Genomic DNA, 14,155 nt, shown 5'->3' with positions numbered 1-14,155 from the left:
GCGTACGCGCTGCGATCAGCGCGACCCCGGATTCCCCTGGAAGCGGGCTTCGATGGCCTCCCCGTGCGCGGGAAGGACCTCGGCCTCGGCGAGGGCGACCACCCCCGCCCGCACCTCGGCGAGAGCGGCGTGGTCGTACTCGATCACCTGTTGCGGGCGCAGGAACGTGTAGGCGCCGAGTCCGGGCGCGTACCGGGCCTGCCCGCCGGTGGGGAGCACGTGGTTGCTGCCCGCCATGTAGTCGCCCAGGCTGACCGGCGTCTGGTCGCCGACGAACACCGCCCCCGCGCTGGTGAAGTGTGCTGCGGCCGACGCCGCGTCCGCCAGGTGCAGCTCGAGGTGCTCCGGGGCGTACGCGTTGCTGAACGCCTCCGCGGCCGCCCGGTCGTCCACGAGCACGATCGCGGACTGGGGGCCCTCGAGCGCGGCAGCGACGCGCTCCCGGTGGCGGGTCGCGGCGGCGAGCTCGGCGACGTCAGCGGCGACGCGCTCGGCGAGCTCGGCCGAGTCGGTGACGAGCACGGCGGACGCCTGTTCGTCGTGCTCCGCCTGGCTGATGAGGTCCGCGGCGATGAGGCGCGGGTCGGCTCCGGCATCCGCGACGACGAGGATCTCGGTCGCGCCCGCCTCGGAGTCGGTGCCGACGACGCCGGCGACCGCACGCTTCGCGGAGGCGACGTAGTTGTTGCCGGGCCCGGAGACGACGTCGACGGGGTCCAGCCCCAGTGAGGCGACGCCGTGCGCGAGGGCGCCGATCGCGCCCGCGCCGCCCATAGCGTAGATCTCGTCCACGCCGAGCAGCGCGGCCGCGGCGAGGATCGTCGGGTGGACACGACCGCCGTGCTCGGCCTGCGGCGGCGATGCCAGGGCGATGGCGGTGACCCCGGCGACCTGCGCGGGCACGACGTTCATGATCACGCTGGACGGGTAGACGGCCTTGCCACCGGGGATGTACACGCCGGCTCTGGTCACCGGCTGCCACCGCTGGCGGATGCGCGCACCGGGGCCGATGTCGGTGACCTGCGGGGCGGGCACCTGTGCCGCCGAGGCCTGCCGCACCCGGTCGATCGCCGTCTCCAGGGCTGCGCGCACCTCGGGATCGACGTTGGCGAGCGCTTCGGCGAGGTGTGCGGCGGGAACCCGGATATCGTGACCGCTCACCCGGTCGAAGCGCTCCGCCTGCTCGCGCAGCGCGTCCTCCCCGCGCCGGCGCACGTCGTCGACGATGCGGGTCGCCGCGTCCAGCGCCTCGGCGCGCGCCTGCGTCGCACGCGGGACGGCTGCGAGCATGCCGGCGCGGTCCAGGTTCTTGCCGCGGAGATCGATGGTGCGCACGCACTCAGCCTTTCGTGACGTCGGTGATGTCGTGGAGGTAGCCGATGCGGCCGTCGTCATGGCGCACGACGTATGCGCCGCCGCGGTCCTCGATCGCGAGGGCCCAGGCCGTCGGGCCGATCCGGAACAGCGGGCGACCGTTCTCGTCGAGGACGTCGCGTTCGGTCGGCACCAGGATCCAGAACGGTGCGGGCTGTCCATCCGTCTCGGGGTCGCGTGCCGTGCTGCGACGCGAGTACGACGGCGCGTAGTCACCGGGCGACACCGTCGTGGACGTGCCGGTGTCGCCGCCGGAGGCGTGCGACGAGACCGGGAGGCGTGCGCCGTTCTCGTCGGCGTCGCCCTTGTCGACGTCGCTCCTGTCCGCGTCGACGGCGTCGTTGTCGGAGTCGAGTGCGTCGTCGTCGCCGTCCTGGATGACCATCGTCGTCTCGGTGTCCATCCGCGGCTGTGCCGCGGCGGGCGCCTCGTCGTCACCCGGCTGGGCCGGTCGCGCCGGCTCCTCGAGAGTCGGCGCGATGAGCTCGTGCACGTCGCCGATTCCGTCGTCCAGCACCGGGTGCTCACGCGTCAGGTCGTCGGCGGGCTCATCGGCATCCGTGTCCGGGTGGACAGGAGGGGCTGCCACCGTCGCGGGCGCAGGCTGCGCGGCGGCGGCCGGCTTGTCGGGGCGAGGGCGCGCGATCACCGGACGGACGGGATTGGCGTTGCGGTGCGCCAGGGTCTCAAGTCGTCCGTGGAAGTCCTCACGCAGACCGGGGATCAGCGGTGCCGCGACGGTGAACGTCACCAGCGCGAGCATCAGGAGCGTTTCGAGGATCGGCACCCAACCCGCCAGGTACTGCTCGAACTCGATCGAGCGGGCGATGCCCGCCCACAGCGCCTGCAGCCAGATCACGGAGGCGACCGAGAACGCGACCGACGCGAACTGGTCGATGCCGAGCGAGCCGACCCGGCGGATGCCGTCTGGAGAGAAGCGACGCAGCACGACGAGGAACACGGCCGCGGTGGGCACGCCGATCGACAGCACCCACGCGATCCCCTGCGACCACACCGACGAGCCGCCGGGCACGACCGGGAAGAAGCTTGCGATGAATGCGAGCGCCCACGCGCCGACGATCAGCAGTTCGCGCAGCGTGAGACCCAGGATCCCGTACTCGGGCTGGACCTGCTCCTCGTAGAGGATGCCGTCCGCGGCGGGATCCTGGTCCGCCCGCGTCCCGTCCGTCGGCGCGTCGGCGGCGGGCACGCCGGCATCCGGCTCGTCGCTGGTCCATTCGGTGCTCATCGGAGCAGTCCTTTCATCGCAGTCGGGTCCGCGTGCGAAACCCGATCCTACCGAGCCAGTCCGGGAGCCGCCCGGGACACGACTTGGGCGGTCAGCCGAGACAGCCGGGATGGTCAGCCGAGGCAGCTGGGCCCGAGCAGCGACTTCAGATCCCCGAACAGGTCGGCCGACACCTTCACCGGCATGGGCACCTCGAACACCTTCGCGGTGGCACCGCGGTGCACGCGCAGCATGACTTCGGTGTCGCCGGCATGACGTCGCAGCACGTCGGCCAGGTCGGTCATGACCCGCTCGGTGGCCCGCTGCTCGGCGACGAGCAGCGACAGCGGACCGGCGGCATCGAACGAGCCCACATCGGGCGCGAACGCCGACTGCGCATGCAGGTTCAGGCCGTCGTCACGTCGCGACACCCGGCCGCGGACCGCGAGGATGGCATCCTGCTGCAGCACGTGCTGGAACTCGGTGTAGGTCTTGCCCATGAACATGACCGTCACCTCGCCGTTGAAGTCCTCGACGGTGATCATGCCGTACGGGTTGCCGCTCGCCTTCGCGACCCGGTGCTGCACGCTGGTGACCAGGCCCGCGACGGTGACCTGGTCGCCGTCCTGCAGGTCTTCGGAGGTGAGCAGGTCGTTGATCGAGATCGACGCGTGCTTCGCCAGCGGCACCTCGAGACCCGCGAGGGGGTGATCAGAGACGTACAGGCCGAGCATCTCGCGCTCGAACGCCAGCTTGTCCTTCTTCGTCCACTCCGGCCGGTCGGGCACCTTCGCGGGCGGCGCCTCCTCCATCTCGTCGTACAGGCTGTCGAAGTCGAAGCCGATCGCCCCCTGGGCCTCGTTGCGCTTGCGGTCGACGGCCGCCTCGACGGCATCCTCGTGGACCTCCATCAGCGCACGACGGGAGTCGCCCATCGAGTCGAACGCGCCTGCCTTGATCAGCGACTCGACCGTGCGCTTGTTGGCGACGTGCAGCGGCACCTTGTCGAGGAAGTCGTGGAACGAGGTGAACGGGCCGTCCTTGCGGGCGGCGACGATGCCGTCGACCACGTTGCCGCCCACGTTGCGGACGGCGCCGAGGCCGAAGCGGATGTCCTCCCCCACGGCGGCGAAGAAGTTGATCGACTCGGAGACGTCGGGCGGCAGCACCCGGATGCCCATGCGGCGGCATTCGTTGAGGTAGAGCGCCATCTTGTCCTTGGAGTCGCCGACGCTGGTCAGCAGCGCCGCCATGTACTCGGCGGGATAGTGCGCCTTGAGGTAGGCGGTCCAGTACGACACCAGGCCGTACGCGGCGGAGTGCGCTTTGTTGAACGCGTAGTCCGAGAAGGGCAGCAGGATGTCCCACAGCGCCTTGATCGCGGCCTCGCCGAAGCCGCGCTCCTTCATGCCGCCCGAGAAGCCCTCGTACTGCTTGTCCAGCTCGGACTTCTTCTTCTTGCCCATCGCTCGGCGCAGGATGTCGGCCTGTCCGAGGCTGAACCCGGCCACCTTCTGCGCGATCGCCATGACCTGCTCCTGATAGATGATCAGGCCGTAGGTGGTGTCGAGGATGTCGCGCAGCGGCTCCTCGAGCTCGGGATGGATCGGTGTGATGGGCTGCAGCCCGTTCTTGCGGAGCGCGTAGTTGGTGTGCGAGTTCGCACCCATCGGGCCCGGCCGGTACAGCGCGATGACGGCGGAGATGTCCTCGAAGTTGTCCGGCTTCATCAGTCGCAGCAGCGAGCGCATCGGGCCACCGTCGAGCTGGAACACGCCCAGCGTGTCGCCTCGTGCCAGCAGGTCATACGCGGCGCGGTCGTCGAGGTCGAGGTGCTCGAGGTCGAGCTCTTCGCCGCGGTTGGAGCGTATGTTGTCGAGGGCGTCGGAGATGATCGTGAGGTTGCGCAGCCCCAGGAAGTCCATCTTGATCAGGCCCAGCGACTCGCACGCCGGGTAGTCGAACTGCGTGACGATCTGGCCGTCCTGCTCGCGGCGCATGATCGGGATGATGTCCAGCAGCGGCTCGGACGACATGATGACGCCGGCGGCGTGCACGCCCCACTGCCGCTTCAGTCCCTCGAGGCCGACGGCGCGGTCGAAGACGGTCTTCGCCTCCGGGTCGGTCTCGATGAGGGTGCGGAACTCGCTGGCCTCCTTGTACCGCGGATGCTGCGGGTCGAACATGCCGTCCAGGGGCATGTCCTTGCCCATCACGGGCGGCGGCATGGCCTTGGTGAGGCGCTCGCCCATGCTGAACGGGAAACCCAGCACGCGTCCGGCATCCTTGAGCGCCTGCTTGGACTTGATCGTGCCGTAGGTGACGATCTGCGCCACCCGCTCGGACCCGTACTTCTCGGTCACGTACTCGATGACCTCGCCACGGCGGCGGTCGTCGAAGTCGACGTCGAAGTCGGGCATCGAGACGCGGTCGGGGTTCAGGAAGCGCTCGAAGATGAGGCCGTGCTCGAGCGGGTCGAGATCGGTGATCCGCATCGCGTAGGCCACCATCGAGCCGGCGCCGGAGCCGCGGCCGGGGCCGACGCGGATGCCGTGGTCCTTGGCCCAGTTGATGAAGTCGGCGACCACCAGGAAGTAGCCCGGGAACCCCATCTGCAGGATGATGCCGGTCTCGTACTCGGCCTGCTTGCGGACCTTGTCGGGGATGCCGTTCGGGTACCGGTAGTGCAGCCCCTTCTCGACCTCCTTGATGAGCCAGCTGTCCTCCGTCTCGCCGTCCGGCACCGGGAAGCGCGGCATGTAGTTGGCCGAGATGTTGAACTCGACCTCGCAGCGCTCGGCGATGAGCAGCGTGTTGTCACAGGCGTCGGGGTGATCGCGGAACAGCTGCCGCATCTCCTGCGCGGTCTTGATGTAGTAGCCGTCGCCGTCGAACTTGAACCGGTTCGGGTCGTCGAGAGTCGAGCCGGACTGCACGCACAGCAGAGCGGCATGAGCATCGGCCTCGTGCTGGTGCGTGTAGTGCGAGTCGTTGGTGGCGACCAGTGGGATGTGCAGATCCTTGGCGAGCCGCAGCAGATCGGTCATGATCCGGCGCTCGATGGACAGGCCGTGGTCCATGATCTCGGCGAAGTAGTTGTCGCGGCCGAAGATGTCCTGGAACTCGGCCGCCGCCGCGCGCGCCGCGTCGTACTGGCCGAGGCGCAGGCGGGTCTGGATCTCGCCGGACGGGCAGCCGGTCGTCGCGATCAGGCCCTTGCTGTACGTCTGCAGCAACTCGCGGTCCATGCGCGGCTTGAAGTAGTACCCCTCCATGCTGGAGCGGGAGCTCAACCGGAACAGGTTGTGCATGCCCTCGGTGCTCTCGCTCCACATGGTCATGTGGGTGTAGGCGCCGGAGCCGGACACGTCGTCGCTCTTCTGGTCTGGCGAGCCCCAAGCGACGCGCGACTTGTCGCTGCGGTGCGTGCCGGGCGTGACGTACGCCTCGAGGCCGATGATCGGCTTCACGCCGGAAGCGTTCGCGGCCTTGTAGAACTCGAAGGCCGCGAACGTGTTGCCGTGGTCGGTGACCGCGATGGCCGGCATCCCGTAGTCGGCCGCCGCCTGGGTCATCGCGTTGATCTTCGCGGCGCCGTCCAGCATCGAGTACTCGCTGTGGACATGGAGGTGCACGAAGGAGTCGGATGCCATGGTTCGAGTCTACGAGGGGGGCCGACATCGGCGGGGCTCACACCGGTCAGGCGGGCGGACGAAGCCTCACGCCGCGTCAAGGCACCGGCACGAATGTCGGGATCGCATCGACAACCGTGACGTACACCCGGCTGGACCAGCGGTCGTCATCGAGTCCGCCTCGGCCCACGATCAAGCCCTGTGCGGTGTCGACATCGACGGTCTGCATCCAATCGCTCTCGCCACCCTCGGGGAAGGCGATCGTCGTGATGTCGCCGTCGACGCGCTCCACGCGTGCACCCTCGACCAGCGCGAGCGCCTGGAACATCGCGGCTCGGAGATCTGCCGGCGCCAGGTTGAAGCCGACCGGATCGCCGAGCTGCGGTGGGGCGCATTCCGAGAGGTACTCGTACGACGAGTTGTCCAGCCACTCTACGAGTGCGCGCGGATCGCGCGGCATCTCGTCGTAGTAGCAGGACAGCGCGTTCCGCGCGAACTGGTGGACGTCGGCCGGATCGACACCCTCGGCGCCGACGCCGGTCACGCCGTGGAGACCCCCCGGATACACCTCGACGCGCGTGCCGAACTCGAGCTGATCGACGGCGTTCTTCGCCGTCCCGGCGTCGGGACCGGAGATCTCGAGCAGTTCCGTGGATTCGCCGTAGTCCTCGACCCAGTCACCGGAGCGGTCGGCGGGCACGTACAGCGACCGGGACTGGCGCACCACAGCGGTCGTCGCCGAATCCTGACTGTCCCAGTAGCCGCCGTCGGGACTGGTCTCGTCCGCGCGCCAGCCGAGGCGTTGCGTCGACACCTCCTGAATCCGGAGGTACTGCCCCGGCGCCGGGTCGAGGACCGTCGCCGAGAGCGTCGCCTTCGCCGCCGCATTCAGCGCCTCCGCTGCCGATGCGCTCGATGTTGCGGGCGGCGCGATCACCGACCCCACCACGATCGCCGTGACCGCCGTTCCGGCCACGAGACCGCCGATGCCGACACCCGCCCAGGCATGCCTACGGCGCCGAGCGTGGGCGGGGCGCGTCGCACGCGTCACTTCGTTCATGAGCGTCCGCCGGGCGACTGCGACCGTCTGCTCCGACACCTCGTTCTCTGCTGCGCCGATCTCACGCACGCGTTCCATAAGCGACATCGCTCTCCTCCTTCGCCATCCAGGTCAGCCGGGTCGCCGTGTGCGAACCCGGAGGTGCGAGCTTGCGCCGGACACGGTTCAACCGCGACCTGACCGTGCCGATGGGTATGCCGAGCGCGATGGCGATCTGCTCGTAGGTGAGGTCCGCCCACGCATACAGCAGCAGGGTGTCGCGGTCGCGCGACGCGAGCGCCGCGATGCGCGGCGCAAGCGAACGCACAGCGGCATCCGCGTCCAGTCGCTCGTCCGCCGCGCCGTGCACGCTCTCCGGCTGCGGCGACGCACCTGCCGCCGCCTGGAACGATCGCCACTGCCGGGCCTCATCGGCTCGATGCTTGCGGACGATCCGCGTGGCGATGCCGAGCAGCCACGGCAGCGCTGATCCGACGCTCCGATCGAAGGCGGCGCGTTTGTTGAACGCCACCAGGAACGTCTCGCTCAGCGCATCGTCGACGGCATCCGGTCCGACCCGTCTGCGGATATAGCCGCCGACCGGCCGGACGTGCCGCTCGAAGATCGTCGAGAAGGCCTCTGGCTCGTCGATCGACCGGGCGATGATGTCGCTGTCTGTGCTCACACTCTGTATTGCCTTCGCGCCGGAATCCGGTTCACGGCACTTCGATCGATCGCCGATACGCTGAATCGTATGCCCACCCCCGAGTTCGTCCTCCGTCTCCGTGAGCGCGTCGGTCACGAACCGCTGCCCCTCGTGGGTGTGACGGCCGTGGTGTTCCGCGACGAGAAGGTGATGCTCGGCCGGCGTGCCGACAATGGCGCGTGGCAGCCGATCGCCGGCATCGTCGAACCCGGCGAGGAGCCGGCGGACGCCGCCGCGCGGGAGTGCCTGGAGGAGGCCGGGGTGGTCGTGTCCGTCGACCGGCTCGCGCTGGTTCATCGACTGCCTCGCGTGACCTACGCGAACGGCGACCAGGTGGACTACCTGGATCTCGTGTTCCGGTGCAGCTGGGTCTCCGGCGACCCGCGCCCGGTCGACGGCGAGCTCTCCGAAGTGGGCTTCTACGACCTCGCCGCGATGGGCGATCTCGACCAGTCCGAGGTGCGCAGGATCGCGCTCGCCGTCGCCGAGGACGACCCGGCACACTTCCGCGGCGGACGCGTCAGGCGCTGAGAGCCGTCACCCCTTGCGCAGATCCAGCCGCATGAGCACGCGCGGGAACCCGCTGAGCACGGATCCGGTGTCGGCCGCCTTCACGAAACCCGCCCGCTCGAACAGCGCTCGGGTGCCGACGTACGCCATGGTCAGATCCACCTTCTCGCCACGGTTGTCCACCGGGTACCCCTCGACAGCCGGAGCCCCGCGCTCACCGGCGTAGGCCACGGCGCCGTCGATCAGCGCATGCGTCACGCCCTGCTTGCGATACCCGGGCCGGACCCGGAAGCACCACAGCGACCAGACGTCGAGATCGTCGACGTGCGGGATCAGCCGGTTGCGCGCGAAACTCGTCTCACGACGCGGATGCAGGGCCGCCCAGCCGACCGGCTCGCCATCGAGGTACGCGATGACGCCGGGCGGCGGATCCTGCGCACACAGCTCGCGGACCTTCTCGGCCCTGGCCTCTCCGCGCAGGGCGAGATTCTCCTTGCTGCCGAGGCGGTAGCTCAGGCAGAAGCAGACGTTCGAGGTCGGCTTCTTCGGGCCGACCAGCGTGGCGACGTCCTCGAAGACCGTCGCGGGCCGCACCTCGATACTCATGCCGAAAGTGTGCCACCGGCATCCGACATCCGGGGCCGAATCAGTCGCCGCGCAGGAGCCGCAGCGCGTGCTGGAAGTCGTCCGGGTAGGGCGAGGTGAACTGCACCCACTCCCCCGTGGCCGGGTGGGCGAAGGCGAGCTGATGCGCGTGCAGCCATTGACGGCTCAGACCCAGCCGGGCCGACATGGTCGGGTCGGCTCCATACAGCGGGTCGCCGACGCACGGATGCCGGTGGGCCGCCATGTGCACACGGATCTGATGCGTGCGTCCGGTCTCGAGATGGATCTCGAGCAGCGAGGCGCCGGGGAACGCCTCGAGCGTCTCGTAGTGGGTGACCGACGGCTTGCCGTCGGGGGTCACCGCGAATTTCCACTGGTGGTGCGGATGCCGGCCGATGGGCGCGTCGATGGTTCCGGCGAGCGGATCGGGGTGCCCCTGCACCACCGTGTGGTAGATCTTCTCCACGGTGCGGTCCTTGAACGCATGCTTCAGCGCCGTGTAGGCCGACTCGGTCTTCGCGACCACCATCAGGCCGCTGGTGCCGACGTCCAGCCGGTGGACGACGCCCTGTCGTTCCGGCGCGCCACTGGTGGCGACCCGGAAGCCGGCCGCGGCGAGGGCTCCGACCACGGTCGGGCCTTCCCAGCCGAGCGAGGGGTGCGCGGCCACGCCCGTGGGCTTGTCCACCACCACGATGTCGTCGTCATCGTGGACGATGCCGAGCTCAGGCACGGCGATCGGGACGATGCGGGGCTCCTCCTTCGGCTGCCAGCTCACCTCGAGCCAACCGCCGGCGCGGAGCCTGTCCGACTTGCCGAGCACGACTCCGTCGAGGCTGACCCCGCCGGCCTCCGCGACCTCCGCGGCGAAGGTGCGCGAGAACCCCAGCATCTTCGCCAGCGCGGCGTCCACGCGCGTGCCGTCGAGACCGTCGGGGACGGGCAGTGTGCGGTGATCCACCGTCAGCTCTCCTGTGCGGCATCCGCCGGCGCGACGTGATCGCGCTCGCGGGTGCCGTCGAGCCGCAGCCCCATCACGACGAGGAGCGCGACGACGATCATCCCGCAGACGATGAAGATGTCGGCCACGTTGAAGATCGCGGGCATCATCCAGGGCATGGAGATCATGTCCACCACGTGACCGACGGCGAAGCCCGGCTCACGGAACAGTCGGTCCGTGAGGTTTCCGAGTACGCCGCCCAGCAGGCAGCCGAGGACGACCGCCCAGATGCGCGAGCGGATGTCGAGCGCCTTCCAGACGATGATGACCGTCACGACCGCCAGCGCGATGGTGAAGATCCATGTCATGCCGGCGCCGATCGAGAACGCTGCACCCGAGTTGCGCACGAAGTGCAGTTGCAGGAACTCGCCGAGCACGGGCACGGCCTCGTTCTCGGGCAGATTCTGCACCGTGAGGTGCTTCACAAACTGATCGGCGGCCAGCACGATCGCCGCGAGAACCGCGACGATGGCACCGGCCGCCGACCGACGAATGGGGCGACGTCCTGCCAAGACGACCTACAGGCCGATGGCGGACACCGGGGTCGCGTCGCTGGACGAACCCTTCTGGTCCAGCTCGCGCAGCTGACCCTCGATCAGCGCGCGCAGCTTGCCGCGGTAGTCGCGCTCGAACTCGCGGAGCTCGGTGATGCGACCCTCGAGGGTGTTGCGCTCGCGCTCGAGACGAGCGGTCTCCTCGCGCTGCTTCGCCTCGGCCTCGCTGCGGATGCGGCTGACCTCGGCCTCCGCCTCCTCGATGAGCTGCTTGCGCTTGGCCTCGCCCTCGGCGACGTGCTCGTCGTGCAGACGCTGGGCGAGCTCGATGATGCCGGCGGTGGCGCTGGTGGCCTCCACGGGGCCCGAGGCGGCCGGGGCAGCGGGTGCGGCGGCGGCCGCGGGGGCGTTCTCACCGGACTCGTACGCGGCGAGCTTGGCCTTCAGCTCGTTGTTCTCCTCGATGGTCTTGCGCCATTCAACGACGATCTCGTCGAGGTAGTCGTCGACCTCTTCCGGGTCGAAGCCGTCCTTGAAGCGGACGTGCTGGAACTCCTTGTGGACGACGTCATCCGGGGTCAGTGCCATGTGCGGCTCCTCTTTCGATGAGTTCGGTGGCCAGTCGTTGAGAGATGGCGCGGGTGGTTCGTTCGACGCGAACCCGGGGCGCGCGCCTGGGAGCCAAGCATAGTCCCCCAGTCTGTGCGACGCGATGTCGCCCCGGTGCACGGCTCAGGTCAGGCCGCGGACGATCGACATCAGGATCAGCACGCACAGCATGGTCAGCGCGAAACCGAAATCGAGCGCCAGAGTGCCGATGCGCAGCGGCGGGATCAGCCGTCGGAAGAACCGGATCGGCGGATCGGTCACGGTGTACACGGCCTCAGCGGCGACCAGCCCGAAGCCCTTGGGACGCCATTCGCGGTTGAACAGCGGGATGTAGTCCAGGATCAACCGCGCGATGAGCACCAGGATGTACAGAGTCAGCACCAGCTCGACGATGCCGCCGATGATGCTGAGAACGGAGCCCACCGTTGATCAGGAGTGATCGAACGAGGCGGACTCCGCCTGCGCAAGAGTGCCCTGTCCGGACACGGCGATGTTCTCGGGTGACAGCAGGAACACCTTGCTGGTGACCCGCTCGATGCGCCCGTACAGGCCGAGCGACAGTCCGCTCGCGAAGTCGATCAGACGACGCGCGTCGGCGTCGCTCATCTGCGACAGGTTGATGATCACCGGGACACCCTCGCGGAAGTTCTCGGCGATCACCTGGGCGTCGCGGTACTGCTTGGGGTGCACGGTGAGGATCTCGTTCACGGCACCCGCGGCGGGCTGGCGGACCTCGACGGGACGGCGCAGCGGCGTGACGGGGGCCGGCGCCTGCTCCTCGCGCTCCCGGGTGGCACGGGCGGGCGCCGCAGCCGGCTGCTCCTCGTAGACCTCTTCCTCGTCGGCGAGGCCGAGATACACCATGGTCTTCTTCAGCGGGTTACCCATCGTGTCCTCCGGTTCGAACGTGTCGGGCTGGTCTGGTTGAAAGGCTAACCCCGGGCGGGCCGGGGTCCTGTGATTGCCGAGCCGATCCGCAGGTGTGTCGCACCGGCATCGATCGCCTCGACGAAGTCGCCGGTCATCCCGGCGGACATCCAGGCGGCATCGGGGGCGAGCAGCCGCACCCGATCCGCCACCTCACGCAGTCGCGCGAAGGCCGGGGCGGGCGGCTCGTCCAGCGGTGCGACCGCCATCACGCCGCGCAGCCGCAGGCTCGGCAGACCGAGGATGTGCTCTGCCAGGGCCTCCGCGTCGTCGGGTGCCGCTCCTCCGCGACCGGGGTCCTGGGTGAGGTTGATCTGCACCAGCACATCCAGGACGTCATCCGCCGCGGCCCGATGCAGGGCATCGGCGAGCCGCGTGCGGTCGACCGAGTGCACGGCATCCGCGTCGCGTCGGATCGCCGCCGCCTTGTTCGTCTGCGCCTGGCCGATGTAGTGCCAGCGCACGGCGAGGTCGCCGAGTTCGGCACGCTTCGCACTGAGCTCCTGCTGGCGGTTCTCGCCGACGTCGGTGACGCCCAGCGCCGCGAGGTCGCGCACCAGCGAGGCGGGGTGGAACTTGGTGACGACGATGCGCGTGATGCTCCGCGGGTCGCGGCCGGCACGACGGGCGGCGTCGGCGATCCGCTCGTCGATCGCCGACAGCCGCTCCGCCAGGGTCGGATCAGTCATGGCCGGTGTGCCCCGTGGTGCCGGTCGTGCGCCTCACCTCAGGAACTCGGGGATGTCCAGATCCTCGTCGGCGAACGCCGGCTCGATGCTCGACGACACCGGAGCGGATGCCACGGGCTTGGGCTCCTCGCGCTTCGGTGCAGGCTCTGCCTCCTCGAGGCGCACCTCCGGGAGCGGGTTCGCGGCGGGACGCTCGACGACCATGGGCTCCAGGCGCGGAGCAGGCTCGCCGCCGTCGAAGCCGGCGGCGATGACCGTGACGCGGACCTCGTCGCCGAGGGTGTCGTCGATGACCGTTCCGAAGATGATGTTCGCCTCCGGGTGCGCGGCCTCCTTGACCAGGTCGGCCGCATCGTGGATCTCGAAGATGCCGAGGTTCGAGCCACCCTGGATCGACAGCAGCACGCCGTGCGCGCCTTCGATGGACGCCTCGAGCAGCGGCGATTCCACAGCGAGCTCGGCGGCCTTGATCGCCCGGTCCGCGCCGCGGGCCGAGCCGATGCCCATGAGCGCCGAGCCGGCGCCCTGCATGACCGACTTCACGTCGGCGAAGTCGAGGTTGATCAGACCCGGCGTGGTGATCAGGTCGGTGATGCCCTGCACACCGGCGAGGAGCACCTGGTCGGCCGTGGCGAACGCCTCGATCATCGAGATGCCGCGGTCGCTGATCTCGAGCAGACGGTCGTTCGGCACGACGATGAGCGTGTCGACCTCTTCCTTCAGCTTGGCGACGCCGGCCTCCGCCTGGCTCTGCCGGCGGCGACCCTCGAAGGAGAAGGGCTTCGTGACAACACCGATGGTGAGCGCGCCGATCGACTTCGCGATGCGGGCGACCACGGGGGCGCCTCCGGTGCCGGTGCCACCACCCTCGCCCGCGGTGACGAAGACCATGTCGGCGCCGGTGAGCGCCTGTTCGATCTCCTCCGCGTGGTCCTCGGCGGCGCGGCGACCCACCTCGGGGTCGGCTCCCGCGCCGAGCCCGCGGGTGAGCTCGCGGCCCACATCGAGCTTGACGTCGGCGTCGCTCATCAGCAGCGCCTGGGCATCGGTGTTCACGGCGATGAACTCGACGCCGCGCAGGCCGAGTTCGATCATGCGGTTGACGGCGTTGACGCCGCCACCGCCGACGCCGACGACCTTGATCACGGCGAGGTAGTTCTGGTTCTGGCTCATGGCCGGCCTCCGTTATTCGAGCCTGACGAGGGATAAACCTTAAACCTCAAGAAGAGGGTTAAACTATTTCCCGGTATTGCGTTCTTTGATCGACGGTAGGCCAGCCGGTCGCGCGCGCCTGCAGCGACACGGCGTGTCGGGCCGATCCCTCCGGCATCCGATCCACGG

General features: G+C 69.3%; 14 protein-coding genes. 1 reads left to right on the top strand and 13 read right to left on the bottom strand.

Going from position 1 to position 14,155, the window contains the following annotated elements:
• Positions 1-15 precede the first annotated feature (15 nt).
• From hisD to RIF65_RS05455, 5 genes are all read right to left on the bottom strand, one after another.
• A complete protein-coding gene (gene hisD / locus RIF65_RS05475; protein WP_309066329.1) occupies positions 16-1,335 on the bottom strand; it encodes a histidinol dehydrogenase in 1,320 nt (439 codons plus the stop codon).
• A 4-nt stretch (positions 1,336-1,339) separates the two neighbouring features.
• A complete protein-coding gene (locus RIF65_RS05470) occupies positions 1,340-2,623 on the bottom strand; it encodes a hypothetical protein (protein WP_309066330.1) in 1,284 nt (427 codons plus the stop codon).
• A gap of 113 nt (positions 2,624-2,736) precedes the next feature.
• Positions 2,737-6,255, bottom strand: coding sequence for a DNA polymerase III subunit alpha (gene dnaE / locus RIF65_RS05465; RefSeq protein ID WP_309066331.1), 3,519 nt, complete (start codon positions 6,253-6,255; stop codon positions 2,737-2,739).
• 76 nt (positions 6,256-6,331) lie between these two features.
• Positions 6,332-7,381 carry a hypothetical protein gene (locus tag RIF65_RS05460; protein WP_309066332.1) on the bottom strand — a complete coding sequence of 350 codons (1,050 nt, stop codon included), beginning with the start codon at positions 7,379-7,381 and terminating at the stop codon, positions 6,332-6,334.
• Entirely contained in the window at positions 7,356-7,958 is a 603-nt protein-coding gene (locus tag RIF65_RS05455; protein ID WP_309066333.1) for an RNA polymerase sigma factor, read from the bottom strand. The genes RIF65_RS05460 and RIF65_RS05455 overlap by 26 nt, the downstream gene beginning before the upstream one ends.
• A 69-nt stretch (positions 7,959-8,027) precedes the next feature.
• Here RIF65_RS05455 and RIF65_RS05450 point away from each other — a divergent pair, with 69 nt between their 5' ends.
• Entirely contained in the window at positions 8,028-8,510 is a 483-nt protein-coding gene (locus tag RIF65_RS05450) for an NUDIX hydrolase (protein WP_309066334.1), read from the top strand.
• A gap of 6 nt (positions 8,511-8,516) precedes the next feature.
• Here the strand turns inward: RIF65_RS05450 and RIF65_RS05445 are convergent, their stop codons facing one another.
• From RIF65_RS05445 to ftsZ, 8 genes are all read right to left on the bottom strand, one after another.
• A complete protein-coding gene (locus RIF65_RS05445) occupies positions 8,517-9,095 on the bottom strand; it encodes a GNAT family N-acetyltransferase (protein WP_309066335.1) in 579 nt (192 codons plus the stop codon).
• Positions 9,096-9,135: 40 nt separating this feature from the next.
• Entirely contained in the window at positions 9,136-10,056 is a 921-nt protein-coding gene (locus RIF65_RS05440; protein WP_309066336.1) for an RluA family pseudouridine synthase, read from the bottom strand.
• 2 nt (positions 10,057-10,058) lie between these two features.
• Positions 10,059-10,565, bottom strand: a complete 507-nt coding sequence (gene lspA, locus RIF65_RS05435) for a signal peptidase II (RefSeq protein WP_309066382.1) — start codon at positions 10,563-10,565, stop codon at positions 10,059-10,061.
• A gap of 48 nt (positions 10,566-10,613) precedes the next feature.
• The gene (locus RIF65_RS05430; protein WP_309066337.1) at positions 10,614-11,177 is read right to left on the bottom strand and encodes a DivIVA domain-containing protein; all 564 of its coding nucleotides are present in this window, start codon (positions 11,175-11,177) and stop codon (positions 10,614-10,616) included.
• 144 nt (positions 11,178-11,321) lie between these two features.
• The gene (locus RIF65_RS05425) at positions 11,322-11,621 is read right to left on the bottom strand and encodes a YggT family protein (RefSeq protein WP_309066338.1); all 300 of its coding nucleotides are present in this window, start codon (positions 11,619-11,621) and stop codon (positions 11,322-11,324) included.
• 6 nt (positions 11,622-11,627) lie between these two features.
• Positions 11,628-12,086 carry a cell division protein SepF gene (locus RIF65_RS05420; protein ID WP_309066339.1) on the bottom strand — a complete coding sequence of 153 codons (459 nt, stop codon included), beginning with the start codon at positions 12,084-12,086 and terminating at the stop codon, positions 11,628-11,630.
• A 44-nt stretch (positions 12,087-12,130) separates the two neighbouring features.
• Complete coding sequence (locus RIF65_RS05415) at positions 12,131-12,814, bottom strand: YggS family pyridoxal phosphate-dependent enzyme (protein WP_309066340.1); 684 nt, start codon at positions 12,812-12,814, stop codon at positions 12,131-12,133.
• A 33-nt stretch (positions 12,815-12,847) separates the two neighbouring features.
• Positions 12,848-13,987 (bottom strand): cell division protein FtsZ, encoded by a 1,140-nt coding sequence (gene ftsZ, locus RIF65_RS05410; RefSeq protein ID WP_309066341.1) that lies wholly within the window; start codon positions 13,985-13,987, stop codon positions 12,848-12,850.
• Positions 13,988-14,155 lie beyond the last annotated feature (168 nt).

Source organism: Microbacterium sp. (assembly GCF_031180975.1).
Classification (GTDB): domain Bacteria; phylum Actinomycetota; class Actinomycetes; order Actinomycetales; family Microbacteriaceae; genus Microbacterium.
This window is presented reverse-complemented; position numbering and strand designations above follow the sequence as displayed.